The 25,745-nt window shown below is 72.6% G+C and carries 25 protein-coding genes; 9 read left to right on the top strand and 16 right to left on the bottom strand.

What is annotated here, in order from left to right; genetic code table 11:
- Positions 1-545 precede the first annotated feature (545 nt).
- A complete protein-coding gene (gene trpS / locus ACIRDU_RS15170; protein ID WP_403578950.1) occupies positions 546-1,568 on the top strand; it encodes a tryptophan--tRNA ligase in 1,023 nt (340 codons plus the stop codon).
- A gap of 45 nt (positions 1,569-1,613) precedes the next feature.
- Here trpS and proC read toward each other — a convergent pair whose 3' ends face one another.
- The 8 genes from proC to ACIRDU_RS15130 form a co-directional block, all read right to left on the bottom strand.
- Positions 1,614-2,426 carry a pyrroline-5-carboxylate reductase gene (gene proC / locus ACIRDU_RS15165; protein ID WP_403578947.1) on the bottom strand — a complete coding sequence of 271 codons (813 nt, stop codon included), beginning with the start codon at positions 2,424-2,426 and terminating at the stop codon, positions 1,614-1,616.
- A 104-nt stretch (positions 2,427-2,530) separates the two neighbouring features.
- Positions 2,531-3,310 carry an ABC transporter permease gene (locus ACIRDU_RS15160; protein WP_403578945.1) on the bottom strand — a complete coding sequence of 260 codons (780 nt, stop codon included), beginning with the start codon at positions 3,308-3,310 and terminating at the stop codon, positions 2,531-2,533.
- Complete coding sequence (locus ACIRDU_RS15155; RefSeq protein WP_403578942.1) at positions 3,307-4,140, bottom strand: ABC transporter ATP-binding protein; 834 nt, start codon at positions 4,138-4,140, stop codon at positions 3,307-3,309. The genes ACIRDU_RS15160 and ACIRDU_RS15155 overlap by 4 nt, the downstream gene beginning before the upstream one ends.
- 60 nt (positions 4,141-4,200) lie before the next feature.
- Positions 4,201-5,040, bottom strand: coding sequence for a class I SAM-dependent methyltransferase (locus tag ACIRDU_RS15150; RefSeq protein WP_403578940.1), 840 nt, complete (start codon positions 5,038-5,040; stop codon positions 4,201-4,203).
- Positions 5,041-5,176: 136 nt separating this feature from the next.
- Complete coding sequence (locus ACIRDU_RS15145) at positions 5,177-5,689, bottom strand: EamA/RhaT family transporter (RefSeq protein WP_403578937.1); 513 nt, start codon at positions 5,687-5,689, stop codon at positions 5,177-5,179.
- 42 nt (positions 5,690-5,731) lie between these two features.
- Positions 5,732-6,043 (bottom strand): SH3 domain-containing protein, encoded by a 312-nt coding sequence (locus ACIRDU_RS15140; protein ID WP_142166858.1) that lies wholly within the window; start codon positions 6,041-6,043, stop codon positions 5,732-5,734.
- A 55-nt stretch (positions 6,044-6,098) separates the two neighbouring features.
- Positions 6,099-6,374, bottom strand: a complete 276-nt coding sequence (locus ACIRDU_RS15135) for an SH3 domain-containing protein (RefSeq protein WP_403579026.1) — start codon at positions 6,372-6,374, stop codon at positions 6,099-6,101.
- Between the two features lie 84 nt (positions 6,375-6,458).
- Entirely contained in the window at positions 6,459-6,779 is a 321-nt protein-coding gene (locus ACIRDU_RS15130; RefSeq protein WP_386503403.1) for an SH3 domain-containing protein, read from the bottom strand.
- A gap of 181 nt (positions 6,780-6,960) precedes the next feature.
- Between ACIRDU_RS15130 and ACIRDU_RS15125 the strand changes: the two genes are divergently transcribed.
- Positions 6,961-9,087 carry a PQQ-binding-like beta-propeller repeat protein gene (locus ACIRDU_RS15125; protein ID WP_403578934.1) on the top strand — a complete coding sequence of 709 codons (2,127 nt, stop codon included), beginning with the start codon at positions 6,961-6,963 and terminating at the stop codon, positions 9,085-9,087.
- Between the two features lie 65 nt (positions 9,088-9,152).
- Here ACIRDU_RS15125 and ilvD read toward each other — a convergent pair whose 3' ends face one another.
- The 4 genes from ilvD to ACIRDU_RS15105 form a co-directional block, all read right to left on the bottom strand.
- Entirely contained in the window at positions 9,153-11,006 is a 1,854-nt protein-coding gene (ilvD, locus tag ACIRDU_RS15120; protein ID WP_403578932.1) for a dihydroxy-acid dehydratase, read from the bottom strand.
- A gap of 140 nt (positions 11,007-11,146) precedes the next feature.
- The gene (locus ACIRDU_RS15115; RefSeq protein ID WP_403578929.1) at positions 11,147-11,782 is read right to left on the bottom strand and encodes a TetR family transcriptional regulator; all 636 of its coding nucleotides are present in this window, start codon (positions 11,780-11,782) and stop codon (positions 11,147-11,149) included.
- Complete coding sequence (locus ACIRDU_RS15110) at positions 11,779-12,603, bottom strand: sugar phosphate isomerase/epimerase (protein ID WP_184560907.1); 825 nt, start codon at positions 12,601-12,603, stop codon at positions 11,779-11,781. Before ACIRDU_RS15110 ends, ACIRDU_RS15115 begins: the two co-directional genes overlap by 4 nt.
- Positions 12,604-12,684: 81 nt before the next feature.
- A complete protein-coding gene (locus ACIRDU_RS15105; protein WP_403578927.1) occupies positions 12,685-13,617 on the bottom strand; it encodes a Ppx/GppA family phosphatase in 933 nt (310 codons plus the stop codon).
- A gap of 71 nt (positions 13,618-13,688) precedes the next feature.
- Here ACIRDU_RS15105 and ACIRDU_RS15100 point away from each other — a divergent pair, with 71 nt between their 5' ends.
- Complete coding sequence (locus ACIRDU_RS15100; RefSeq protein ID WP_283967905.1) at positions 13,689-14,486, top strand: hypothetical protein; 798 nt, start codon at positions 13,689-13,691, stop codon at positions 14,484-14,486.
- 8 nt (positions 14,487-14,494) lie between these two features.
- Here the strand turns inward: ACIRDU_RS15100 and ACIRDU_RS15095 are convergent, their stop codons facing one another.
- A complete protein-coding gene (locus ACIRDU_RS15095) occupies positions 14,495-16,219 on the bottom strand; it encodes a hypothetical protein (RefSeq protein ID WP_403578925.1) in 1,725 nt (574 codons plus the stop codon).
- Between the two features lie 197 nt (positions 16,220-16,416).
- Between ACIRDU_RS15095 and radA the strand changes: the two genes are divergently transcribed.
- Positions 16,417-17,826 (top strand): DNA repair protein RadA, encoded by a 1,410-nt coding sequence (radA, locus tag ACIRDU_RS15090; RefSeq protein ID WP_107460301.1) that lies wholly within the window; start codon positions 16,417-16,419, stop codon positions 17,824-17,826.
- 80 nt (positions 17,827-17,906) lie between these two features.
- On the top strand, positions 17,907-19,031 hold the full coding sequence (disA, locus tag ACIRDU_RS15085) for a DNA integrity scanning diadenylate cyclase DisA (protein ID WP_361949538.1): 1,125 nt from the start codon (positions 17,907-17,909) through the stop codon (positions 19,029-19,031).
- 118 nt (positions 19,032-19,149) lie between these two features.
- On the opposite strand, the gene ACIRDU_RS15080 is transcribed toward disA, so the two are convergent.
- Positions 19,150-20,004, bottom strand: a complete 855-nt coding sequence (locus ACIRDU_RS15080) for a hypothetical protein (protein ID WP_403578921.1) — start codon at positions 20,002-20,004, stop codon at positions 19,150-19,152.
- A 174-nt stretch (positions 20,005-20,178) separates the two neighbouring features.
- On the opposite strand from ACIRDU_RS15080, the gene ACIRDU_RS15075 reads away from it, so the two are divergent.
- Complete coding sequence (locus ACIRDU_RS15075; protein ID WP_403578919.1) at positions 20,179-20,820, top strand: phosphatase PAP2 family protein; 642 nt, start codon at positions 20,179-20,181, stop codon at positions 20,818-20,820.
- A 71-nt stretch (positions 20,821-20,891) separates the two neighbouring features.
- On the opposite strand, the gene ACIRDU_RS15070 is transcribed toward ACIRDU_RS15075, so the two are convergent.
- Together ACIRDU_RS15070 and ACIRDU_RS15065 are read right to left on the bottom strand one after the other, a co-directional pair.
- The gene (locus tag ACIRDU_RS15070) at positions 20,892-21,575 is read right to left on the bottom strand and encodes a response regulator (RefSeq protein ID WP_403578916.1); all 684 of its coding nucleotides are present in this window, start codon (positions 21,573-21,575) and stop codon (positions 20,892-20,894) included.
- Positions 21,572-23,146 carry a sensor histidine kinase gene (locus ACIRDU_RS15065; RefSeq protein ID WP_403578913.1) on the bottom strand — a complete coding sequence of 525 codons (1,575 nt, stop codon included), beginning with the start codon at positions 23,144-23,146 and terminating at the stop codon, positions 21,572-21,574. The genes ACIRDU_RS15070 and ACIRDU_RS15065 overlap by 4 nt, the downstream gene beginning before the upstream one ends.
- A 120-nt stretch (positions 23,147-23,266) precedes the next feature.
- Here ACIRDU_RS15065 and ACIRDU_RS15060 point away from each other — a divergent pair, with 120 nt between their 5' ends.
- The 3 genes from ACIRDU_RS15060 to ACIRDU_RS15050 all read left to right on the top strand — a co-directional run bounded on the left by ACIRDU_RS15060 (position 23,267) and on the right by ACIRDU_RS15050 (position 25,673).
- Entirely contained in the window at positions 23,267-24,208 is a 942-nt protein-coding gene (locus ACIRDU_RS15060) for an A/G-specific adenine glycosylase (protein ID WP_403578910.1), read from the top strand.
- Between the two features lie 284 nt (positions 24,209-24,492).
- On the top strand, positions 24,493-25,032 hold the full coding sequence (locus ACIRDU_RS15055; protein WP_053673910.1) for a SigE family RNA polymerase sigma factor: 540 nt from the start codon (positions 24,493-24,495) through the stop codon (positions 25,030-25,032).
- Positions 25,020-25,673, top strand: a complete 654-nt coding sequence (locus ACIRDU_RS15050; protein WP_403578907.1) for a hypothetical protein — start codon at positions 25,020-25,022, stop codon at positions 25,671-25,673. Before ACIRDU_RS15055 ends, ACIRDU_RS15050 begins: the two co-directional genes overlap by 13 nt.
- Positions 25,674-25,745: the final 72 nt, after the last annotated feature.

Genomic DNA, 25,745 nt, shown 5'->3' with positions numbered 1-25,745 from the left:
TCCAGGTTTCCGCTTTCGCGTTTCCCTTTCCGGCGGTTCCGACTCTATCAGATCCTTTCGGGCCTGATCCCCGGTCAGCGGGGTTTGTCTTCGCGACCCTTGGGCCGTTCCGACGAGTGAGACTTTAGCGGATTCCTCGGCTCCCGAGCCAATCGGGGGCCGCGTCCTTTCGAACGGGGATTCCTCATTCCGTGAATACACATGCCAATGAAACGGCGACAGACATGCTGCACGTCGAATAGTGGTGGGTACCTGCGGATTGGCTGCCCGGGGACCGACCGGAGTCGGCGCTCACGTCGGGCAACTCGGAGCACACTACGGACCGGGTCTGGGCGTGTCAACTCAAGGGCGGACGGCGCTCCGGGGGCGTACTCTGGGCCGCATGACGACGCGTACGTGCACCCAGCTGTGGTGGGCCGCCTGAAGGCGGCCGTCCTCACGTATGCACTCGACGGCCGCCGCTTCGGCGGCCGTTTTCGTTTCTCCCTCCGCACCACGGAGGGGCGGCCGCCCGGAGGCGGCGGTCCCGGCCAGGAGGAGGAGAGATGACACGGGTCTTCAGCGGGGTCAAGCCGACGGGGCATCTGACGCTGGGGAACTATCTGGGGGCCATGCGGCGGTGGGCCGCGGTCGACCAGCACGAGGCCGACGCGTTGTTCTGCGTCGTCGATCTGCACGCCCTGACCGTGGACCACGATCCCGCGCGGGTGCGCAGGCTCAGCCGGCAGTCGGCGACGCTGCTGCTGGCGGCCGGGCTGGATCCGGAGCTCTGCACGGTCTTCGTGCAGAGCCATGTGGACGAGCACGCCCGGCTGTCGTACGTACTGGAGTGCGTGGCCAACGACGGTGAGATGCGGCGGATGATCCAGTACAAGGAGAAGGCGGCGCGGGAGCAGCGGCGGGGCGGGAGTGTGCGGCTGTCGCTGCTGACGTATCCCGTGCTGATGGCGGCGGACATCCTGGCGTACGGGGCCGACGAGGTCCCGGTGGGGGACGACCAGGTGCAGCACGTCGAGCTGACGCGGGATCTGGCGGTGCGGTTCAACCAGCGGTACGGGCATACGTTCGTGATCCCGCGGGCCACGCGGCCGGGGGTGGCGTCGCGGGTGATGAATCTGCAGGATCCGGCGTCGAAGATGGGCAAGAGCGACGACGTCGGGCCGGGGATCGTCTATCTGCTGGACGAGCCGGACGTGGTGCGCAGGAAGGTGATGCGGGCCGTGACCGACAGCGGGCGGGAGGTCGTGTACGACCGGGAGGCCCGGCCGGGGCTCGCCAATCTGCTGGAGATCCTCGCGGCGTGCACGGGTGGGGAGCCCGGGCGGTTGAGCGGTGCGTACACGTCGTACGGGGCCTTGAAGAAGGACACCGCGGAGGCTGTGGTCGAGGTGCTCCGGCCCCTGCAGGAGCGGCACAAGGAGTTGTGTGCCGATCCCGGTTATGTGGAGGGGGTGCTGCGGGACGGTGCGGAGCGGGCTCGGGGGATGGCCCGGCCGACGGTGGATGCCGCGTATCGCGCGATCGGGCTGCTGCCGGCCGTGGCGGCTGAGGCCCCGGTGGGCGTGTGAGGTGACGCCGCTGCGGGGGCGGGTGACGGGCCCGCCCCCCGGTGGTCAGCTGTTGTTGCCGGAGGCCAGGGCGCGGCTGCGGTCGCGGGCGGCTTCGAGGGCGGCGATGAGGGCGGCCCGTACGCCGTGGTTCTCGAGTTCGCGGATGGCGTTGATCGTCGTGCCGGCGGGGGACGTGACGTTCTCGCGGAGCTTGACCGGGTGTTCGCCGCTGTCGCGGAGCATCGTCGCGGCGCCGATGGCGGACTGGACGATCAGGTCGTGGGCCTTGTCGCGGGGCAGGCCGAGGAGGATGCCGGCGTCGGTCATGGCCTCGACCAGGTAGAAGAAGTAGGCCGGGCCGGAGCCGGAGAGGGCGGTGCAGGCGTCCTGCTGGGACTCGGGGACGCGGAGCGTCTTGCCGACGGCGCCGAAGATCTCCTCGGTGTGGGCGAGGTGGTCGGCGGTGGCGTGGGTGCCGGCGGAGATGACGGACATCGCCTCGTCGACGAGGGCGGGGGTGTTCGTCATGACGCGAACGACCGGGGTGCCGGGGGCGAGGCGTTCCTCGAAGTAGGCCGTGGGGATGCCGGCGGCGCCGCTGATGACCAGGCGGTCGGCGGGGACGTGGGGGGCGAGCTCGTCGAGGAGGGTGCCCATGTCCTGCGGTTTGACCGTGAGGATCAGGGTGTCGGCGGTCTTGGCGGCTTCGGGGTTGGTGACCGGGGTGACGCCGTAGCGGGTGCGGAGTTCTTCGGCTCGTTCCGGGCGGCGGGCGGTGACCAGGAGGTCGGCCGGGGTCCAGCCGGCCCGGATCATTCCGCTGAGCAGGGCTTCACCGATCTTGCCGGTGCCGAGGACTGCGACTTTCTGGGTCATGGCGCTGGGTGCCTCCGAAGGGTGCGTCGTCCGGGGTCCATCCTCGCACCGGGGCGTGGTCGGCGGCTCGGTTGTCCGCTGGGCGGGATGCCGGTCCGGGGCGGCTACGCCGTCCGGCGCCTGAGGGTGGCCGCGCCCAGGGTCAGGACCAGGAGTGCGCAGCCCGCGACGATCAGGGCGTCCCGGACGAACGTGGCCGTCATGTCCGTGTGGCGGAGGACCTCGTTCATGCCGTCGACGGCGTAGGACATGGGCAGGACGGCGGAGATGGCCTCCAGGGCCGGGTGCATGTTGTCGCGTGGGGTGAACAGGCCGCACAGGAGGAGCTGGGGGAAGATCACCGCCGGCATGAACTGGACCGCCTGGAATTCCGATGCGGCGAAGGCCGAGACGAAGAGGCCCAGGGCCGTGCCGAGGAGGGCGTCGAGGAGGGCCACCAGGAGGAGGAGCCAGGGGCTGCCGGTGACGTCGAGGTCGAGGAACCAGAGGGCGAGCCCCGTGGCCAGGGCGGACTGGATGATCGCCAGGGTGCCGAAGGCGAGGGCGTAGCCGGCGATCAGGTCGCCCTTGCCCAGGGGCATGGCGAGGAGGCGTTCGAGGGTGCCCGAGGTGCGTTCGCGCAGGGTGGCGATGGACGTCACCAGGAACATCGTGATCAGCGGAAAGATCCCGAGGAGGGACGCGCCGATGCTGTCGAAGGTGCGCGGGCTGCCGTCGAAGACGTAGCGGAGCAGGAACAGCATCACGCAGGGGATGAGGATCAGCAGCGCGATGGTGCGGGGGTCGTGGGTGAGCTGGCGGAGGACCCGGGCGGCGGTGGCGGTGGTGCGGGAGGCGCTGAGGGCCCGGGGTGGGGCGACCGTCCGGGGCGGGGTGATGGTCATCGGGTCGTCTCCTTTGCGCGGGCTGCTGCTTTTGCCTCGTCCACCAGGTGCAGGAAGGCCTCTTCGACCGTGTCGGCGCCGGTGCGGGTGCGCAGGGCGTCGGGACTGTCGTCGGCGAGGAGTTCGCCGTCGCGCATGAGGAGGAGGCGGTGGCAGCGCTCGGCCTCGTCCATGACGTGGGAGGAGACCAGGAGGGTCGCGCCGCGGCGGCTCGCGATGTCGTGGAAGAGGTTCCACAGGTCGCGGCGCAGGACCGGGTCGAGGCCGACGGTCGGTTCGTCGAGGACCAGGAGTTCGGGGGTGCCGAGGAGGGCGACGGCGAGGGAGACGCGGTTGCGCTGGCCGCCGGAGAGGTTGCCGGCCAGGGCGTCGGCGTGGGTGGTGAGGTCGACGTCGGCGATGGCGCGGGTGACGTTGTCGTGGCGGCGGTCGGCCGAGGCGCGGCCGGGGTCGAGGATCGCGGCGAAGTAGTCGAGGTTCTGGCGGACGGTCAGGTCGTCGTAGACGGACGGGGCCTGGGTGACGTAGCCGATGCGGGTGCGCAGGGTGGGGTGGCCGGCGGGGTGGCCGAGCACGTCGAGGGTGCCGGTGACCTTGGCCTGGGTGCCGACCAGGGCGCGCATCAGGGTCGACTTGCCGCAGCCGGAGGGGCCGAGGAGGCCGGTGATCTGGCCTCGGGGCACGGTGAAGCCGAGGTTGCGGAGGACCGTGCGGGGGCCGCGTACGACGGTGAGGTTCTCGGCGTGGACGGCTGCGGTGTCCGGGGTCGGGGACTGGCCGGGGGTGGGTGCCGGGCTCGGGCGTGGTGAACCGGGAGCATTATTCATCATGTGATGAATAATGCTCCCGGGGGTCGGACGCGTCAAGCGGGTGCGACGAGCGGGTGCGCGTCAGGCCGGGGTCTCGGCGAGGAGGAGGACGACCTCGTAGACCTCCTCCACGACGCCGTCCGGGAAGGCCCGGAGGAGGTGCTCGCGTTCGTCGGCCAGGAACGCTGCGGTGTGGTCGGGGCCGTGGACCAGGAAGACCGAGTGGCTGCCGATGTTGGCGAGGTGGGTGTCGACCGGGACGCGACGGCTCCAGCGGACCGTGCGACGGGTGAAGTCGAGGACGCCGCTGGGGTCGGCGGTGCTGTAGTCGACGCTGCGCTTCTCGGCGGAGATGTCGATGCCGAAGTGGCGGCCGGTGCGGGCGGCGGCCTCGGCGATCCAGGGGACGTCGAGGGCGTCGGTGTTCCACCACAGGGCGAGGGCGCCGCCGGGGCGCAGCACGCGCAGGGCTTCCGGGACGGCGCGGGCGGGGTCGGTCCAGTGCCAGGCCTGGGCGTAGGTGACGAGGTCGACGGAGGCGCCGGCGAGGGGGAGGTCGTCACCCGTGCCGCGGATGATCGGGATGCCGGGCAGGGTACGGCTGAACTGGGCCGCCATGCCGTCGCCGGGTTCCACGGCGATGACGTTCGCGCCCCTCGCGTGCAGGAGGGCGGTGGCGATGCCGGTACCGGCGCCGATGTCTGCGACGCGGGTGCCGGTGAGGGGGCGACCGGTCAGGTCTTCTATCGCGTCGAAGAGGGCCGGGGGGTAGGAGGGGCGGTTGGCCGCGTACTGGGCCGCGGCGGTGTTGAAGGAGTGGGCACGGGCGGATCGTGCGGGCTCGGCGGTGGGACGGCCGGCGGGGGGTTCGGGGGTGGGGTCGGCTCCGGTGGGGTGGTGGGCGGAAGGAGGAGTGGTCATACGGCCATGGTGGCCGGGGGTGGTGGGGGGTGCGGTGAGATTTCGGTGAGATCGCCGGGGGCGAGGGCGGTTCGCCGGGCAGTTGGGCACAACCCCGGGTCGCGGCGGCCCTGGGCGCGGTCGCGGTCCGACGGGGCTATGCGCGGCGGCGGTTCTTCGGGTTGCCCGAGCGGCGGGTCGTGCGCTTCTCGTACTGCTTGCGGGCTTCTTCGTACTCCTCGCGGTGGAGCTTCTCTCCGGGGGCCTCGGTGAGGGAGCGGAAGAAGTAGGCGAGGAGGGAGCCGACGAAGCCGACGGTCAGGAGGCCGCGGAGGGATGCCTGGCGGTCCGGGTCGGGGCGTCGGGTGAAGGCGTCCCAGGTGTGGCGGAAGGCCATCGCGCTGCAGATCGCGAACATCACGACCATGAGGAGCGTGACGAAGCCGCCGATGGCGGCGATCTGGAGGCCCTGGTAAGCGAGGCGGAGGACGAGGCAGGAGGCGACGGCGGCGGCCAGGGAGCCGGCGGCCACGGCGATACGGCGCGCGGTGTAGCCGTTGTCGTGGTTCAGCCAGGTCGTGCCGAAGAAGCGCAGGGGCTCGGGGCGGGGGCCGAGGGTCTCGGCCTTGGAGCCCGCGGGGGTGGCGGGGGTGCTGTCGTCTGCACTCACGGGTCGATTATGGCCCTTGCCGGGCCGCGGGCTCCGGGCGGGCTAGCCGCAGCGGGAGGCGACGTAGCCGTCGCTGCCCGTCTTCACGTAGGCGTCCGCGACGAACTCGCCGTTACTGATGTTGTCCCAGATGTTCGACGTGCCGTACGTGCCGGTGACGGTGGTCCCGGGTGTCTGGCAGTAGATCGGCACCTGGGCGCCCACCGGAAGGTAGCGGACGATGCCGTAGGAGGTGCCGGGGCCGGTGCGGACGGCGAGGCTGACGCCGGGCGCGACCGGGTAGTAGCGCACGGCTGCTGCCTCCGCCGTGGCCGCGCCCACCATGAGGAGGGCTCCGGTGAGTCCGGCGAGCATCACGGATCTGCGTTTCAGCGATGTCATGAGTGGTCCCGGCGTAGTGGCGGTCGGATCAGGAGCAGCGCGGGCGGATGTAGCCGTCGCTGCCGGTGTTCACGTAGGCGTCCGAGACGTACTGACCGTTGTCGATGTTGTCCCAGATGTTCGTCGTCCCGTACGGGCCCGTCACCGTGGTGCCCGGCGACTGGCAGTGGATCGGGACCTTCGCCCCCACGGGCAGGACCCGGACGACGGTGTAGTTGGTGCCGGGGCCGCTGCGGACGTTGACCCGGTGGCCCGGCGCGACCGAGTAGTAGGTCAGCGCCTCGGCCGTCGGGGCCATCGCCATGAGGAAGGCTCCGGCGGCACCGGCGAGCACGGCTGATCTGCGCTTGAGGGACGACATCGAGATTCCCCTGGGTGGTGAGGGTGGTCAGGAGCAGCGCGGGCGGACGTAGCCGTCGCTGCCGGTGTTCACGTAGGCGTCCGAGACGTACTCGCCGTCGTCGATGTTGTCCCAGATGTTCGTGGTGCCGTACGGACCCGCCACCGTTGTACCGGGTCGCTGGCAGAAGATGGTGACCCTGGCGCCCTCGGGCAGGACGCGGACGAGGGCGTAGCCGGTGCCGGGGCCGCTGCGGACGTTCAGGCGGACGCCCGGGGCGACGGCGTACGAGCGCAGGGCCGACGCCGCCATGGTGACGGCCTCGCCCTCGCCTCTGCCTTCGAGTTCCTCGACATGGTCGACAGACATGAAACTTCCCCCCGTTGAGCCCCATGACTGCCATGGGGTCCCGTTGATTCCCCCGAATCACACCATGAAACACATGTGCGCAACTCGTGCGTGGAGGCTAGCAAGCCGCCTCGGTCCCGTACGAGTCTTCGACTAGGCTCCGTGCGTCGCGCGCGCGGACGAACAGCACGGGGGTGGTCCCATGGCGCCACAGCGGAACGCCGGAGCGGGCGCGGAAGCGGAACTTCCCGAATACGCCGGTCACTACCGTCTGGAGTCCCGCCTGGGCTCGGGCGGCATGGGTGTCGTGCATCTGGCCCGGAGCACCTCCGGGATGAAGCTCGCGGTGAAGGTCGTGCACGCCCAGTTCGCCAAGGACCCTGACTTCAGGGGGCGTTTCCGGCAGGAGGTGGCGGCGGCGCGGAGGGTGAGCGGCGCCTTCACGGCACCCGTCGTCGACGCCGACCCGGACAGCGAACGGCCGTGGATGGCCACGCTGTTCATCCCGGGGCCGACGTTGTCCGACCAGGTCAAGCGGAACGGCCCCATGGAGCCGGCCCAGTTGCGGCGCCTGATGGCGGGGCTGGCCGAGGCGCTACGTGACATCCATCGTGCCGGGGTCGTCCACCGGGATCTGAAACCGAGCAACGTCCTGCTCGCCGACGACGGGCCGAAGGTCATCGACTTCGGTATCTCACGGCCGCTGGACAGCGAACTGCGCACGGAGACCGGGAGGTTGATCGGTACGCCGCCCTTCATGGCACCCGAGCAGTTCCGGCGTCCGCGCGAGGTGGGTCCGGCCGCCGACATCTTCGCGCTCGGCTCGGTGATGGTGCACGCGGCCACGGGGCAGGGGCCGTTCGACTCCGACAGCCCGTACATCGTCGCCTACCAGGTGGTGCACGACGAGCCCGACCTGACCGGTGTGCCGGAGGAGGTCGCGCCGCTGGTGCTGCGGTGTCTCGCGAAGGAGCCGGAGGAGCGGCCGACGCCGGACGAGTTGATGCGGGAGCTGCGTTCCGTCGCGGCTTCCTACGACACGCAGACGTTCATACCGGCGCAGCGGACCGGGGACACCGAACGTTCGTGGCCGCCCGCCGGGAAACCCGTCCGTGCGGTGGAACCCGTCCGTGCGGCGGAACCCGGCCGTGGCAGGGGACGGCGGCTCGGCAGGCGGGCGGTCCTCGGAGCCGGGGCGTTCGGCCTGGCCGTCGTCGGTGCTCTGGTCTCGCTCCCGTTGCTCGACGGTGACGGCGGCTCACCACAGCCCGCCTCCCCGCGGACCACGTCCGCCGCGTTCAGCGGGTGGCAGACGACACCGGCGGCCGGCGACAGCGCACCCCTGTGCTCCCACGGGGCCGGTCGGCTGCTCTGTGCCACGTCCGGACTGGTCTTCGCCCTGGATCCGTCCGACGGGCACCTGCTGTGGCGGCACCCCGTCGGCAAGGGGCCCCGGAGGGAACCGCCGGTGCTGGCGGGTGGACTCGTGCAGCCCTCGACGGACCAGGGGCGTCAGCTGGAGGCGCTTGATCCGGTCTCGGGCAAGGCGCGCTGGCAGCGGGACATACCCGAGGCCGGCAGTGCGGTGTACGCCGGCGGCATGCTCCTGGTCACGGGTGCCGACGGGAAGGTCACCGGCGTGGACGGCGCCTTCGGTGACCCGCGGTGGAGCCACCGGATCCCCGGCCACGAGATGCCGTACTTCGCCACGTTCGCCGGTGACCCGCTGGCGTACGCCACCAGCGCGTCGGAGGACGGGAAGAGCACCCGGCTCACCGTGGTGGATCCGCAGACGGGTGACGTGCGGTCGGACGCCCGGCTCGACGGGACGCTGAAGCCCTTCGGCGCGTCGGACGGATCGGTGTTTCTCCTGTCCGTCGACGCGGTGCACGGCGATGCGCGGGCCGTGGTCCGCTACACCCCACAGACGGGTGAGACCCGACGGGTGCCCCTCGCCGTCCCTCTCCAGCAGGCTCATGGCGCCGTGCGCGGGAACCTGGCCTATCTCATGGGAACCGGGGGTTCGTTGGTGGCCGTCGATCTCGAGGCGCGTGAGCAGCTGTGGAATCTGGAGACGGGAACGATGCGGGGGTCCACGCCGGCCGCCGGCGACCGGTACGTGTACGTGACCGCGTCGGACGGGCGGCTGCTCGCCGTCGACGCGCGGCGCGGGAAGGTCGCCGGGCAGACGTCTCCCCGGCTGGGCGACCGGTCGGACCGGATTCCGGCCGCGCTGCCCGAGCCCGTGGTCGTGGGCGACCGGGTCTACGGCAGTGCGCCGGACGGGACTGTCTTCGCCGTGAACGGGCGTGATCCCGCGGCCTGGTAGCCGGCCGGGCATGCGCGAGGGCCGCCTCCCGCAGCGCGGGAGACGGCCCTCGGCGCGAGAAGGGATCACCCCAGCTTCGACACGTCCCGCACCGCGCCCTTGTCCGCGCTGGTCGCCATCGCCGCGTAGGCCCGCAGCGCCGCCGAGACCTTGCGGTCGCGGTTCTTCGGGGCGTACACGCCGTTCAGTGCCTGCTCGCGGCGGGCCAGCTCGGCGTCGTCCACCAGCAGTTCGATGGAACGGTTCGGGATGTCGATGCGGACGCGGTCGCCGTCCTCGACCAGGGCAATGGTGCCGCCCGCGGCCGCCTCGGGCGAGGCGTGGCCGATGGACAGGCCGGAGGTGCCGCCGGAGAAGCGGCCGTCCGTGACCAGCGCGCAGGTCTTCCCGAGGCCGCGGCCCTTCAGGTACGAGGTGGGGTAGAGCATCTCCTGCATGCCGGGGCCGCCCTTGGGGCCCTCGTAGCGGATGACGACGACGTCGCCGTCCTTGACCTGCTGGGTGAGGATCTTCTGGACGGCCTCCTCCTGCGACTCGCAGACGACCGCCGGGCCCTCGAAGGTCCAGATGGACTCGTCGACGCCGGCCGTCTTCACGACGCAGCCGTCCACGGCCAGGTTGCCCTTGAGGACCGCGAGGCCGCCGTCCTTGGAGTAGGCGTGCTCGGCGGAGCGGATGCAGCCGCCCTCGGCGTCCTCGTCCAGGGCCTCCCAGCGCTCGGACTGGGAGAAGGCCTCGGCGGAGCGGACGCAGCCGGGGGCCGCGTGCCACAGCTCGACCGCCTTCGCGGACGGGGAGCCGCCGCGCACGTCCCAGGTCTTCAGCCAGTCGGCGAGGGACGGGCTGTGCACGGAGTGGACGTCCTCGTTGAGCAGGCCGGCCCGGTGCAGCTCGCCGAGCAGGGCGGGGATGCCGCCGGCGCGGTGCACGTCCTCCATGTAGTACGTGCGGTCCTTGGCGACGTTCGGGGCGACCTTCGCGAGGCAGGGCACTCGGCGCGAGACCGCGTTGATCTCGTCCAGGCCGAAGGGGACGCCGGCCTCTTGGGCGGCGGCCAGCAGGTGCAGGATCGTGTTGGTCGAGCCGCCCATGGCGATGTCGAGGGCCATGGCGTTCTCGAAGGCCGCGAAGGACGCCACGCTGCGCGGCAGGACCGTCTCGTCGTCCTGCTCGTAGTAGCGGCGGGTGATGTCCATGACCGTGTTCGCCGCGTCGACGTACAGCTGCTTGCGGGCCGTGTGGGTGGCGAGGACCGAGCCGTTGCCGGGGAGGGACAGGCCGATGGCCTCGGTCAGGCAGTTCATCGAGTTGGCGGTGAACATGCCGGAGCAGGAGCCGCAGGTCGGACAGGCGTTCTCCTCGATGCGGAGGATGTCCTCGTCCGAGATCTTGTCGTTCACGGCGTCGGAGATCGCGTCGACCAGGTCGAGGGTGCGGACGGTGCCGTCGACCAGGGTGGCGCGGCCGGACTCCATGGGGCCGCCGGAGACGAAGACCGTGGGGATGTTGAGCCGCAGGGCGGCGTTCAGCATGCCCGGGGTGATCTTGTCGCAGTTGGAGATGCAGATCAGGGCGTCGGCGCAGTGCGCCTCGACCATGTACTCCACGCTGTCCGCGATCAGGTCGCGGGAGGGCAGGGAGTAGAGCATGCCGCCGTGGCCCATGGCGATGCCGTCGTCGACGGCGATCGTGTTGAACTCGCGCGGGATGCCGCCGGCCGCGACGACCGCCTCGCTGACGATCCGGCCGACCGGCGCCAGGTGCGTGTGCCCCGGCACGAACTCCGTGAAGCTGTTGGCGACCGCGATGATCGGCTTGCGGCCGATGTCCGCACCCGGTACACCGGAGGCGCGCATAAGGGCGCGGGCGCCCGCCATGTTGCGGCCGTGGGTGACTGTGCGGGACCTCAGCTCGGGCATCGTCGCTCGCTCCTTCGACAGACGGCGTCAGAGGATTTGGACACTTCTGACTGCTACCGAGCGTACGCCGGTCATCCAGTGGGCGGGACGGGGTGTCCGGAATGCGGGATGGCCGTCTCGGACGACGGCACCCGCGGGCCTCACGGATCGGTCAGGTGTCCCTGGACGACCGGGGCCAGCCTGGCGATGACCTGCTCCGGGTCCGCCGAGGCCAGCGGCTCGATCTTGATGACGTACCGCATGAGGGCGGTGCCCACGAGCTGGGCGGCGGCGAGCTCGGCCCGCAGCTCGGCGTCCGGCAGCTCCAGCCGTACGGCGATGCGGCGCAGTACCTGGGTGGCGACGATCCGCCGGAAGACGGCGGCCGCGGTCTCGTTGGTGAGGGCGGACCGCACGATGGCGAGCAGGGGCGCGCGGGTCGCCGGGTTCTCCCAGACACCGAAGAAGAAGCGCGCCAGGCGCTCCCCCACCCCGTCGAGCGGCCCCTCCTCGATGGCTTTCGGGGCCTGTAGGACGGGCCCGAAGGACTGGGTGATCGCCGCCTCGAAGACCTGCTCCTTGGTGCCGAAGTAGTGGTGCACCAGGGCCGAGTCGACGCCGGCGGACTTGGCGATGCCGCGGACGGACGTCTTCTCGTAGCCGCGCTCGGAGAACTCGTCGCGGGCGGCGGTCAGGATGCGGTCGCGGGTGTCGGCCGACTCCGTGCGCGGGGGGCGGCCGCGGCGGCGGGGGGTGGTGGTGCCGGGTCCGGTGCCGGCCGGGGGGCGGTCGGTCATCGCCGCGGCACCTTCACCGCCGAGGCCAGGTGCAGGCGGGTGAAGGCCAGGGCCTCGGCCAGATCGGCCTCGCGCTCCGCGCTCGACATGGCGCGGCGGGTGTTGACCTCGATGACGACATGCCCGTCGAAGCCGGTCAGGGCGAGGCGCTCCAGCACCTCGGCGCAGGGCTGGGTGCCGCGGCCGGGCACCAGGTGCTCGTCCTTGGCGGAGCCCCGGCCGTCGGCGAGGTGGACGTGGCCGAGGCGGTCCCCCATGCGGTCGACCATGTCCAGCGCGTCGGAGCGGGCCGTCGCGGTGTGGCTGAGGTCGATCGTGAAGTGCCGGTAGTCGTCCTTCGTGACGTCCCAGTCGGGGGCGTACGCGAGCATCTCGCGGTCGCGGTACCGCCAGGGGTACATGTTCTCGACGGCGAACCGTACGTCCGTCTCGTTCGCCATGCGCCAGATGCCGGCGACGAAGTCCCGGGCGTACTGGCGCTGCCAGCGGAACGGGGGGTGGACGACGACCGTGCTCGCGTCGAGCTTCTCGGCCGCCGCGCGGGCCCGCTGGAGCTTGGTCCAGGGGTCGGTGGACCACACGCGCTGCGTGATGAGCAGGCAGGGGGCGTGGACGGCGAGGATCGGGATCCGGTGGTAGTCGCTGAGTCTGCGCAGGGCCTCGATGTCCTGGCTGACCGGGTCGGTCCAGACCATGACCTCGACTCCGTCGTAGCCGAGGCGCGCGGCGATCTCGAAGGCCGTGGCCGTCGACTCCGGGTAGACCGAGGCCGTCGACAGGGCGACCTTCGCGTCCGGGATCTTTACGGCTGGCTCTGCCATGCAGGACAGATTACGGGGTGTGGTCGGGGTGAGGTGGGGGTCCTCTTCGCCGTTGTGGTGTTTGCCATAGCGGATGGCCCCCTACACGGACTCCATGTGATCCAGGCGACGCAGGATCACGCCCTCCCGCAGCGCCCAGGGACATATCTCGACGCGCTCCACGCCGAAGAGGTCCATCGCGGCCTCGGCCACCAGGGCGCCCGCCAGGAGCTGGCCGGCCCTGCCCTCCGAGACGCCCGGCAGCTCCGCGCACTCCCGCTCCGTCATGGCGGCCAGGCGCGGGACCCAGCCCTCCAGGGACTCCCGCTTGAGTTCGCGCTGGACGTAGAGGCCCTCGGCGGAGCGGGCCGCGCCGGCGATGCGGGCCAGCTGCTTGAAGGTCTTCGACGTGGCGACGACGTGGTCGGGGGTGCCGAAGCGGCTGAACTCGCCGACAGTGCGGGCGATCTCGGTCCGCACATGGCGGCGCAGGGCGCGGACGTCGTCCGGGTCGGGCGGATCACCGGGCAGCCAGCCGGCGGTGAGGCGGCCGGCGCCCAGCGGCAGCGAGGCGGCCGCGTCGGGCTCCTCGTCCATGCCGTAGGCGATCTCCAGGGAGCCGCCGCCGATGTCCAGGACCAGCAGCTTCCCGGCCGACCAGCCGAACCAGCGGCGGGCGGCGAGGAAGGTGAGGCGGGCCTCCTCCTCGCCGGTGAGGACCTGGAGCTCCACGCCGGTCTCGGTGCGCACCCGCGCCAGGACGTCGTCGGCGTTGCGGGCCTCGCGTACGGCGGAGGTGGCGAACGGCAGCAGGTCCTCGACGCCCTTGTCCTCGGCTGCCTGGAGCGCCTCCTGAATGACGGAGACCAGCCGGTCGACGCCGTGGGGGCCGATCGAGCCGTCCTCTTCGAGGAGCTGGGCGAGGCGCAGTTCCGCCTTGTGCGAGTGCGCGGGCAACGGGCACGCGCCGGGATGCGCGTCCACCACGAGCAGATGCACCGTGTTCGATCCCACGTCGAGGACACCGAGTCTCATGAACGGAACGCTACTGCCCGCTGTGCTGTCCGCCGTCCTCGGTGGGGGTACCAGGCCCGTACCCTGGAGGCGTGCCAAAGACGAAAAAGGCCAAGCGCGACAAATCACCGGGCCTCGTCCCCGACGAGAAGGGGCTCGACTTCGCTCGCGCGTGGGTGGAGTTTCCCGATCCGGCGGACGACGAGCAGGTGTTCCGCTGCGACCTGACATGGCTGACCTCTCGCTGGAACTGCATCTTCGGCAGCGGCTGCCAGGGCATCCAGGCGGGCCGCGCGGATGACGGGTGCTGCACCTTGGGTGCCCACTTCTCCGACGAGGACGACGAGAAGCGCGTCGCCGAGCATGTGGCCAGGCTCACGCCGGACATCTGGCAGCACCATGCCGAGGGCACGCGGGGCGGCTGGGTCTCCGAGGACGAGGACGGCGAGCGGCAGACGCGGCCCTTCCAGGGCTCGTGCATCTTCCAGAACCGGCCCGGCTTCCCGGGCGGCATGGGCTGCTCGCTGCACATCCTCGCTCTGAAGGAGGGCCGAGAGCCGCTGGAGACCAAGCCGGACGTGTGCTGGCAGCTGCCGGTGCGGCGGACGTACGAGTGGATCGACCGGCCCGACGACACGCGCGTCCTCCAGGTGTCGATCGGTGAGTACGACCGCCGGGGCTGGGGCCCGGGCGGCCACGACCTGCACTGGTGGTGCACGTCGGCGACCTCGGCGCACGGCGCGGGCGATCCCGTCTACGTCTCCTACCGGCCGGAGCTGATCGAGCTGATGGGCAAGGCCGGCTACGACCGGCTGGTCGAGCTGTGCGAGGAGCGACTGGCCTCCCAGCTGCCGCTGCTGGCACCGCATCCCGCGGATCCGGTGACCTGAGGGGCCGGTTACGGCATGGCCGGACTCGGGTCGCCGCTGTCCGACGGCGGTGGCGTCGAGTCCGTCGGGTCGGCCGGGCCCGAATCCGTGGGGGTGGGGTCCGGGTCGGGTGACGGGGGCGGGGTGGTCGGCGTCGGGTCCGGGTCCGGTGCGGAGGTCGTGGGCGTCGGGTCGGGCGGGGTCGGGTCCGGGTCGCTCGGGCCGCCGGGCCGGGGGGCCGGGCCGGGGGCGGAGGGGCTGGGCGCGGTGCCGTAGCCCTCGATGTGGACGACGGCACCTACGGGTGCGACCGCCACCTGCGCGTGCCAGGGGCCGGCGGGCTCCCGCAGGTGGTCGACGTACACCTTGATCGTCAACGACTCGCCGGGCCTGAGCGTTCCCGACGACTGGCTGAGGTAGAGCCAGTGGGCTCCCGTGGAGGCGGACCAGCGGACCGGGGCCGAGCCGGTGGCGGTCAGGGTGACGAGGGTGGTGTCGCCGCTGTTGTCCGCCGTGACCTCCAGGGCGGTCGTGCGGCCGGCGCCGGCGACGCCGATGACCTCCACGGAGACGTCGGCCTTGCCGTCCTCGCCGAAGCGGGGGCCGGGCCGGGTGCTCGCGTTGCCGGTGTTCTCGTAGCCACCGCCGGCCATCTCGCCGTCCAGGCCGAACGGGTCGTCCGCCTCGCGCGCGGAGGCCGAGCGGCCGTCATGGCCCTCGCCGACCGGGGTGCCCCGGTAGGCCGCCCACAGGGCGAGCACGGGGGCGGCCACGACGGTGGCGACGACGGTCGTGGTGACGGCACGCGCGCGGAGACGGTCCCTGCGGGCGGCGTGGTCCTTGGGGTCCATCGGAAAGCCGCGCCGGTCGAAGCGGGGCACGGCGTTCCGCGTGCGCGGGTGGTGGGCCATGGCGACGTGCAGGGCCGCACGGGGCGCCGGCAGGACGGGCAGTTCCGCGGGCGTGACGCTGGTGCCGGGCCAGCGGCCGGGGATGGCGCGCTCGGCGGTGCGGCGGCAGCGCGGGCAGTCGTCGACGTGCCGGACGAGTTCGCGGCGCAGGGCCGTGCCGAGGACGAGCCGGTCGTCGCCGACGAGGTGCGCGACGCTCGGGCACGCCCCGGTCTCGACCACGGCGAGGGCCGCACGCGTGCGTTCCACCTCGCAGGCCGCGGAGGCCAGCAGATCGCGGGCGGCGGCCGGGTCCATGCCGAGGACCGCGGCGACCTCGTGGGCGGCGAGGTGGTGGCGCACGGCCAGTTCGAGCGCCTCCCGCTGCTCCGGGGTGGTGCCGGCGGCCTCCGGCCAGGCGAGCAGGGCCAGTTCGCCACGGCGCCGCTCCTGGACCTCCTCGGAGGGGACGGGGGCGGCCGGGCGGTCGGCGCGCTGCCGGCCGGTGCGGCCCGCGGCGTGGCTGCTCGTACGTTTCTGCTTGGCCTCGGCCAGCTTGCGCAGGCACGCCCAGCGGGCCAGCGCGTACAGCCAGGCCCTGCGGTCCGCGGACGCCCCGGGGACGTGCCGGCCGCGGCGTTCGGCGAGTGCGAGGACGTCGCCCAGGGCGGCGGTCGCGGCGTCGTGGTCGCACAGCACGGACAGGCAGTAGGTGAACAGGCCGTCCAGGTAGGGCTCGTAGCGTGCCGGCGGCCGCTGCGCCAGCGTGCGCGCAGCCCCGCGGTCACGCGCTTCCCGGTGCGCCCGGTGTGCCCCGGCCGTGCGGGTCGTGCGGGTCGAGATCTCCGGAGTACCGCTCATCATTCGGCGACCGTAGGGGGCCGGGAGTGGCACCTTCCGGCGGCTTGAGCACATTTAATCCGTACGGGTGAAACGATCCCTCAATCGGGGACATGAACCGGTGGTTCCGCCGCTGGCGCGGGGTGGCGGACCCGTGGCGCACAGGTGGCCGCCGTCGGCCGGTCGCCGCGATGTCAGTGCCGGCGGCTACGGTTTCGTCCATGGCTGCCCGTACGAAGACCACCAAGGACCGCCCGTCCTACCGCTGCACGGAGTGCGGCTGGCAGACGGCGAAGTGGCTCGGCCGCTGCCCCGAGTGCCAGGCCTGGGGGACGGTCGAGGAGTACGGCGCGCCCGCGGTGCGTACGACGGCTCCGGGCCGGGTCACCACCTCCGCCCTGCCCATCGGCCAGGTGGACGGCCGCCAGGCCACCGCCCGCCCCACCGGCGTGCCCGAGCTGGACCGCGTGCTCGGCGGCGGACTGGTCCCCGGCGCGGTGGTGCTGGTCGCGGGCGAACCGGGCGTCGGCAAGTCGACGCTCCTGCTCGACGTGGCGGCCAAGTCCGCGAGCGACGAGCACCGCACGCTGTACGTCACGGGTGAGGAGTCGGCGAGCCAGGTCCGGCTGCGCGCCGACCGCATCGGCGCCATCGACGACCACCTGTACCTGGCGGCGGAGACGGATCTGGCGGCGGTGCTGGGCCACTTGGACGCGGTGAAGCCGTCCCTGCTGATCATGGACTCGGTGCAGACGGTGGCCTCCCCCGAGATCGACGGCGCGCCCGGCGGCATGGCCCAGGTGCGGGAGGTCGCCGGAGCCCTCATCCGGGCGTCCAAGGAACGCGGCATGTCCACCCTGCTGGTGGGCCACGTCACCAAGGACGGCGCGATCGCCGGTCCGCGCCTGCTGGAGCACCTCGTGGACGTCGTCCTGAGCTTCGAGGGCGACCGGCACGCCCGCCTGCGTCTCGTGCGCGGCGTCAAGAACCGCTACGGCACCACCGACGAGGTCGGCTGCTTCGAGCTGCACGACGAGGGCATCACGGGCCTGGCCGACCCGAGCGGGCTCTTCCTGACCCGCCGGGCCGAGCCGGTCCCGGGCACCTGCCTCACCGTCACCCTGGAGGGCCGCCGCCCCCTGGTCGCCGAGGTCCAGGCGCTCACGGTCGACTCGCAGATCCCCTCCCCGCGCCGCACCACCTCGGGCCTGGAGACCTCCCGCGTCTCGATGATGCTCGCGGTGCTGGAACAGCGCGGGCGGATCAGCGCCTTGGGCAAAAGGGACATCTACTCCGCGACGGTCGGCGGTGTGAAGCTCTCCGAGCCGGCCGCGGACCTGGCCGTCGCCCTCGCCCTGGCGAGCGCGGCGAGTGACACACCTCTCCCGAAGAACCTCGTCGCGATCGGCGAAGTGGGCCTCGCGGGCGAGGTGAGACGGGTCACCGGAGTGCAGCGCAGGCTGGCGGAAGCCCACCGTCTGGGCTTCACACATGCCCTGGTGCCGGGCGATCCGGGCAAGGTCCCGGCGGGCATGAAGGTCCTGGAAGTCGCGGACATAGGGGACGCCCTGCGGGTCCTTCCCCGCTCCCGTCGCAGAGAGGCCCCCCGGGACGAGGAGGGTCGCCGGTAGACTTTGCCCTGGTCTCGCCCGTCCGTGCGAACCGAGCGCGCGACACGGGGGCGCCCAGAACCTGCGACCGGAGGAGTGCAGTGGCAGCCAACGACCGGGCATCAGCTCCCGGAAAATCCGGCGGGAGCGCCGGTACCGATGGCCTGATGCGCGCCTCCCTGAGCGCCGTGGCACCCGGCACCGCGCTGCGTGACGGCCTCGAGCGCGTGCTTCGCGGCAACACCGGCGGGCTCATCGTGCTCGGCTCCGACAAGACGGTCGAGGCGCTGTGCAGCGGCGGTTTCGTACTGGACGTCGAGTTCACCGCGACGCGTCTGCGCGAGCTGTGCAAGCTGGACGGGGGCATCGTGCTGTCGTCGGACCTGTCGAAGATCCTGCGCGCGGGCGTGCAGCTGGTGCCGGACCCGACGATCCCGACGGAGGAGACCGGCACCCGGCACCGCACCGCGGACCGCGTCAGCAAGCAGGTCGGCTTCCCGGTGGTCTCGGTCTCCCAGTCGATGCGGCTGATCGCCCTGTACGTCGACGGCCAGCGCCGCGTCCTGGAGGACTCGGCCGCGATCCTGTCCCGGGCCAACCAGGCGCTCGCCACCCTGGAGCGCTACAAGCTCCGGCTCGACGAGGTCGCGGGCACGCTGTCGGCGCTGGAGATCGAGGACCTGGTGACCGTCCGGGACGTCTCGGCGGTCGCCCAGCGCCTGGAGATGGTGCGCCGCATCGCCACGGAGATCGCCGAGTACGTGGTGGAGCTGGGCACGGACGGCCGGCTGCTGGCCCTCCAGCTCGACGAGCTGATCGCGGGCGTGGAGCCCGAGCGCGAGCTGGTCGTGCGGGACTACGTCCCCGAGCCCACGGCCAAGCGCTCCCGCACGGTCGACGAGGCCCTCGCCGAACTCGACGCCCTCAGCCACGCCGAGCTGCTCGAAATGTCCACGGTGGCACGGGCGTTGGGCTACACCGGCGCGCCCGAGACGCTGGACTCGGCGGTCTCGCCACGCGGCTTCCGCCTCCTCGCCAAGGTGCCCCGGCTCCCCGGCGCGATCATCGACCGCCTGGTCGAGCACTTCGGCGGGCTGCAGAAGCTGCTCGCCGCGAGCGTCGACGACCTGCAGACGGTGGACGGCGTGGGCGAGGCCCGGGCGCGCAGCGTCCGCGAGGGGCTCTCGCGGCTGGCGGAGTCGTCGATCCTGGAGCGGTACGTCTGACGCGCAGGACACCTGGCTGGAACGGCTGAGGGCGGTACCCGGCAAGGGGTACCGCCCTCGGGCGCTTGAGCCCTCTGCCTCCGTCTCCGCCGCTGCCTCTGCCTCCGCCGCCGCTGCCCTAGTCGGCCGAGAGCACGAACGACGTCTGCACCTTCGCGAAGCCCGGAGCCTTGGCTTGCACCAGGTACGTGCCCGCCCCGGCCGAACCCGCCGGAGGTGTGGCGCACTCGGGGGCGCTCGGCTTGCGGTCCCACTTCACCGTGTAGGTGATGCCGCTGCCGGCGGCGACCCGGTACAGCTGGTGCGCGGCGGTCCTGGGGCAGTCCTTCGAGGACCAGTAGTCGTCGTCGCTGTCCGCCGGGGCGATGGTGAACACCGCGTTCTTCGGCCCGAGATCGATCTTGCAGTCGCTGCCGGAGATGTTCCGCGCGGTCAGCAGGAACGTGGGCGTCTGCTCGGGGTCGTAGGTGTTGTGCCGGCTGCGCAGGCTGAACTTGACCGCGCTCGCGGTGCAGTTGGGCAGGGTGGACCCGGCCGGCAGTGTGTCGCCCGCGCCGACACCGCCCGCGGTGGTGCCACCCCCCGAGCCGCCGGAGCCGCCCGAGCCCTCGGATCCACCCGAGCCGGAACCGCCGCCGGAACCCGAGCCCGAGCCGGAACCGTCTCCTGACCCGTCACCCGAGCCGTCACCGGACCCCGACGACGAGCCGCCGGAACCGCCGCCGTCCGACTCGCCGCGTCCACCGGGGGCTTGGCTGATGGCCGGGCCCGAACTCGACGGGCCGGGCGTGATGGAGGGCGCGGGATTCTTGCCGTTGGCGCCGTTGTCGCCGTCCTTGCCGCCTCCGCCGCCCATGGTCACGATCCAGGTGGTCAGCAGCGCCAACAGGGCGACCACAGACACCAGTACGACCCTCCGACGCCAGTAGATGGAGGAGGGAAGCGGCCCGACCGGATTGCGCAGAGATCCCACGGCGCAAACCTTACGAGAGATCGGCGCGTTCGCCTGTCCCACCCGCCGCTCGAGGCCACAACTTTTCCGGATCATCATTCTGGAATCCCGGCCACACCCCTGTCTTTCGTCAGGTACGGCACGCGACGATCGCGGGGTGTGACGGTATCGGCCCTCCGCCTACCGTCCGTGACCATGAACTCCGAGGACAGCACGCTCTACCGAGACATCACCGACTTCGCCCACGACACCCCGATGTGGGTACAGCACGGCGCCGGGACATGGACGGAGGCCGGACTGCTCGTGTTCGCCTGGCTGTTCGCGACGGCCTGGTGGCGTGCCCGCCGCGACAGCCCCCACGCGTTCGCGACAGCGGCCCTTGCACCTCTGGCCACGGCTGTGGCGTATGGGTGCAGTGAGGTGCTCAAGTCCGCTGTCACGGAGGAGCGTCCGTGCCGGGCGGTGGCCGACGCGGCCGTGTCATTGGCCGCGTGCCCGCCGCACGGCGACTGGTCCTTCCCGTCCAACCACGCCACGATCGCGGGCGCCTCGGCGGTCGCCCTGGCCCTGGTCCGGCGCACGCTGCTGTGGCTGACGGCCCCGCTCGCTCTGCTGATGGCCTTCTCCCGGGTCTTCGTCGGCGTGCACTATCCGCACGACGTCGTCGCCGGGTTGGCGCTCGGCACACTCGTCGCCCTCGCAGCCGTACGGCTGGGTGCGGGCCCGATGACGCGGCTGGCCGGGGCGCTGCGCACCTCGTCGGCCCCTGCCGTGCGGTGGGTAATGGGGCCGGGCCCGGCGCCCGTCCCGTCGTACGAGACGGCCGCGCGCCGGTGAGCCGGGACGGGCGGCGCACCGCCGCGCGCAGCGCTCGTCCGCGATGCACGGGCGCCGCCGTGCCCCGGCCGTCACGGCTCCACGAGCCCCGCCTCGTACGCGACGATCGCCGCCTGCACCCGGTTGCGTACGCCCAGCCGGTCCAGGACCGCGCTCACGTACGCCTTCACGGTGCCCTCGACCAGATGCAGCCTGGCGGCGATCTCCGGGTTGGACAGTCCCGCGCCGACCAGGCCGAGCACCTCGCGTTCGCGGGGGCTCAGGACCGCCACTCGCGCGCGTGCCTGGGCCTCGCGGGTGAGGCGGCCGCCGCCGAGGCCTTCGTCGATGACGTACCGGGCCACTTTCGGTGAGAGGAACGCGGCGCCGGCGGCCACCGCCCGTACGCCGGCGATGAGTTCGTACGGATCCCCGGACTTCAGCAGGAAGCCGGTGGCACCGCCGCCGAGAGCGCGGGTCACGTAGGCGTCCTCGGAGAAGGTGGTGAGCATCGCGACGGCCGTGCCGGGCACGGTCCGTACGATCTGCTCCGCCGCGGCGAGCCCGTCCAGACGCGGCATGCGGATGTCGAGCAGGGCCACGTCCGGGCGGTGGGCACGGGCCAGCTCGACCGCCTCGCGGCCGTCGTCCGCCTCGGCGACGACCTCCGTCTCGCCGCTGCTGCCGAGGATGGCGCGCACGCCGGCCCGGACCATCGCCTCGTCGTCGGCCAGCAGCACACGGATCGGCGTCCTGCTCGCGTTCCTTGTGCTCATCGTGCGAACTCCTCGTTCTCTTCCCGGCCTTCGCCGGACAGGCCGACGCCGGGGACCACGTCCTTGGCGACCAGCCGTCCGGCGTCGAAGCACAGCCTGAAGTGGTCGACGGAGACGAAGAGTTCACCGCTGGCGCGGTAGTAGCGGCAGTCGGCTTCCCCGGGCGGGGCGGGGGCCCGTTCATGGGGCGGGTCGTTCACATCACGCTCGGGCAGCACGCGCTCGACCTCCGCGGCGGGGGCGCCCAGGCGCAGTCGCGCGTAGGCGGCGGGGTCGAGCACCGAGTGCGTCTCGGCGTACGCGTACCAGCCGAACGCCGCGCCGACGAGCACCACACCCACGCCCGCCGCGGTGCCGAGGGCGACGGCGACCCGGCGACGGGCGTGGGTGAACGGCGCCCGGGCGGGGCGCGCCGGGGCGAGCGCGGGCTGCTGCCCGGGGACGTACGCCCGCACCCGGAAGCCCTCCCCGTGCGGGCCGGCCTCGAGCTCCCCGCCCACCGAGGTCACCGCGGCCCGCAGCCCGAGCAGGCCCGAACCGCCTCCGGAGGGCGGGGAACCGTCCTGGGTCGCCCGGCCGTTGGTGACGGTGACGGAGGTGCCCGCGGCCCGCCCCGTGACCGCCACGACCACGGGGGCGCCCGGCGCGTGCCGTGCCGCGTTGGTCAGCGCCTCCCGGACCACGCGGTGCAGCAGCCGCTCGGCGACCCCGCCGGGCTCCGCGGCCGGGTCCCGCCCGGCGGGCTCCCAGCGCACCGGGAGGCCCGACTCGGCGGCGCGGGCCACCAGTTGCTCCAGGGTCTCGCCCGCCGGGGCCAACGGCACCGGCTCGTCGTCGTCCTCGCGCAGGACGCCGATGATGCGGTGCAGCCGGTCCGTGGCGTCGGCGGCGGCCGCGCGCAGGTCGGCCGCCGCGGCGCGGTGCTCGTCGCCGAGGCCTGGTGCGACCTGGAGGGCGCCCGCGCGCAGGGCGATGAGGCTCAGCTCGTGTCCGAGGGAGTCGTGCATGTCCTGGGCGATCCGGGCCCGCTCGCGCAGCCGGGCGCGCTCCTCGGCGAAGCGGGCCTCGTCCTCCAGCCGGGCGGCGCGCAGCCATCCCGCCTCGGCCAGCGCGCGGCTCTGCCGCCAGTAGCGCCCGCCGAGCCAGGGAAAGACACAGCCGAAGAGCAGCGTGCCCGTCATGACGAGCCACTCGGGGGCCGGGTCGACCCCGGTCAACACGATCCGGGCGGTGCCCGCGCAGCCGACGGCCGCGAAGCACGCCACCGCGGGGCGCGCCCGGCCCGCCCGCAGCCCGAGCAGCAGCGCGCACACGCCGAGAGCGGGGCCGTAGGAGACGGTGAACAGGGAGGGCGCGGCGGCCAGACTCAGGGCGGCGGCCAGCCCGAAGGACGCGAGCGGCACCCGCCGGGCGAGGGCGGCCGCCACGGCCAGCACGACCACGCCGGCCGCCTGCTGCCAGCCCGGCCGCGGCTCGTTCAGCCCCACCCGGTCCGCCGTGAGCGCCGGGACGGCGAAGGCGGCCCAGAGGAGGGCGCCACGGGCGAGAGAGGCCGGGCCACGACGTTGCATGCGCCTGACGCTACAAGCGCCCGGCCCGCCCGCACTGCTGTCGATCGTCAGGTACCGATGGCCCTCCGGGGGTGGCGGTGTGCCCGAATCGACGGTTCTGCGTGGCACCATCGATACGCCATGACTGCTCCCACGAAGCCCCCGCACCCCACCGCCGCCCCCGCCGACACCCCCTCCGGCCCGCCCTCCGGAGAGAACCTGCACTCCCCCGTCATCGACTGGTTCGGCGAACACGCCCGTGACCTGCCGTGGCGGCGCCCCGAGGCCGGGGCGTGGGGGGTGATGGTCAGTGAGTTCATGCTTCAGCAGACGCCGGTGAGCCGCGTCCTGCCGGTCTACGAGCAGTGGCTGGAGCGCTGGCCGCGCCCCGCCGACCTCGCCAAGGAGGCACCCGGCGAGGCCGTCCGTGCCTGGGGCCGGCTCGGCTATCCGCGCCGCGCGCTGCGGCTGCACGGCGCCGCCGTCGCCATAACGGAACGGCACGGCGGTGACGTACCGGCCGATCACGCGCAGCTGCTGGCGCTGCCCGGCATCGGCGAGTACACGGCCGCCGCCGTCGCCTCCTTCGCCTACGGGCAGCGGCACCCGGTGCTGGACACCAACGTGCGCCGTGTCTTCGCCCGCGCGGTCACCGGCGTGCAGTACCCGCCGAACGCCACCACCGCCGCCGAGCGGAAGCTGGCCCGCGCGCTGCTGCCCGAGGACGAGCCGACCGCCGCCCGCTGGGCCGCCGCCTCCATGGAGCTGGGGGCGCTGGTGTGCACGGCGAAGAGCGAGTCCTGCCACCGCTGCCCGATCGCCGCGCAGTGCGCGTGGCGGCTGGCGGGCAAGCCGGCGCACGACGGGCCGCCGCGCCGCGGTCAGACCTACGCGGGCACCGACCGGCAGGTGCGCGGGCGGCTGCTCGCCGTGTTGCGGGAGGCCCACGGGCCCGTTCCGCAGGCGGCCCTGGACCGGGTGTGGCACGAGCCGGTGCAGCGTGCCCGCGCCCTGGACGGTCTCGTCGCCGACGGTCTGGTGGAGCCGCTGGCGGGCGGTGCGTACCGGCTGCCGCTGACCTGACGTACAGACAGGTCACAGCCGCGGATCGCCGGCCGTAACGGAGCTCGGGGTGGACAAATCACCCGGAACCGACCCCAACACGCCCACCGCTCTACCCCGTTGCGGCTTCCGTTACACAACCGACGGACAGCCGAGCGCTGGCCGCAGGCTGCTTCGGACAGCGCCGTGACAACGCCTCCGTACCTTCAGATGCGTTCCCGGAAGACACGGGACGACTGAAGACGACAGGCAGTGCACGGGCGGCGGGGAGCCGGCCCGAACGGGGAAACGGGAGGCGGTTCACCATGGCGCAGGGCGAGGTGCTCGAGTTCGAGGAGTACGTCCGCACCCGGCAGGACGCGCTGCTGCGCAGTGCCCGCCGCCTGGTCCCGGACCCGACGGATGCGCAGGACCTGCTCCAGACGGCGCTGGTACGGACGTACGGCCGCTGGGAGACCATCGAGGACAAGCGGCTGGCGGACGCCTATCTGCGCCGGGTGATGATCAACACCCGCACGGAGTGGTGGCGGGCGCGGAAGCTGGAGGAGGTCCCGACCGAGCAGCTCCCGGACGCCTCGGTCGACGACGCCACCGAGCAGCACGCGGACCGCGCGCTGCTGATGGACGTCCTGAAGGTGCTCGCCCCGAAGCAGCGCAGTGTCGTGGTGCTGCGACACTGGGAGCAGATGTCCACGGAGGAGACGGCCGCCGCCCTCGGCATGTCGGCCGGAACGGTCAAGAGCACGCTGCACCGGGCGCTCGCCCGGCTCCGCGAGGAGCTGGAGTCCCGCGATCTGGACGCACGCGCGCTGGAGCGTGAGGAGCGGGAGCGGTGCGCGGCCTGACCGGCGAGGGTTCTGCGCGGACCCGGGGCAGTATTCAGGCGGTGAGCGCGGCACTGGCCGTGCCCACCGCCCTCGCCCTTTTGGTGTCCGGGTGCGGTGCCGGCGGCACCGGCGCCCGCGACGAGGGCCCGGCCCACGCCGACTCGGTGGCGGGTGCCGCCGCCACCCCGTCCGCCGCGCCGTCGAAGACGCCGGACACCGTGAACGCGGTCAAACTCGTCAAGGACGACCCGAAGGTCGCGCCCGAGGTGAAACGCGAGCTGAAGCCGTGCGTCGCCGACGAGTACCCGGTCGACGTCTCCTACGGCAACCTCACCGGAGGCTCCGCGGACGACGTCGTCGTCAATGTGCTGACCTGCGGTGACGCGGTAGGTGTGGGCAGTTACGTCTATCGCGAGCAGGACGGCAGGTACGAGAATGTGTTCAAGGCCGAGGAACCGCCGGTCTACGCGGAGATCGACCGCGGCGACCTGGTGGTGACCAAGCAGGTGTACGAGAAGGGCGACCCGGTGTCGAGTCCCTCCGGTGAGAACGTGATCACGTACAGATGGACCTCCGGCCGGTTCGCTGAGAAGTACCGCACGCACAACGACTACGGGAAGGTCGTCGGCGACAGCGCGACACCGGCGCCCGCGAGCTGACGCGGGCACGGAGCCGCGTGAACCGATCGGGCCGCTCGGACCGATCCCTCGGTGAACGCATCGCACGGACCG

Source organism: Streptomyces sp. NPDC093598 (genome assembly GCF_044764825.1).
Lineage (GTDB): Bacteria > Actinomycetota > Actinomycetes > Streptomycetales > Streptomycetaceae > Streptomyces.
The sequence above is the reverse complement of the archived record's forward strand: the minus strand, read 5'-3'. Positions and strand labels throughout refer to the sequence as shown.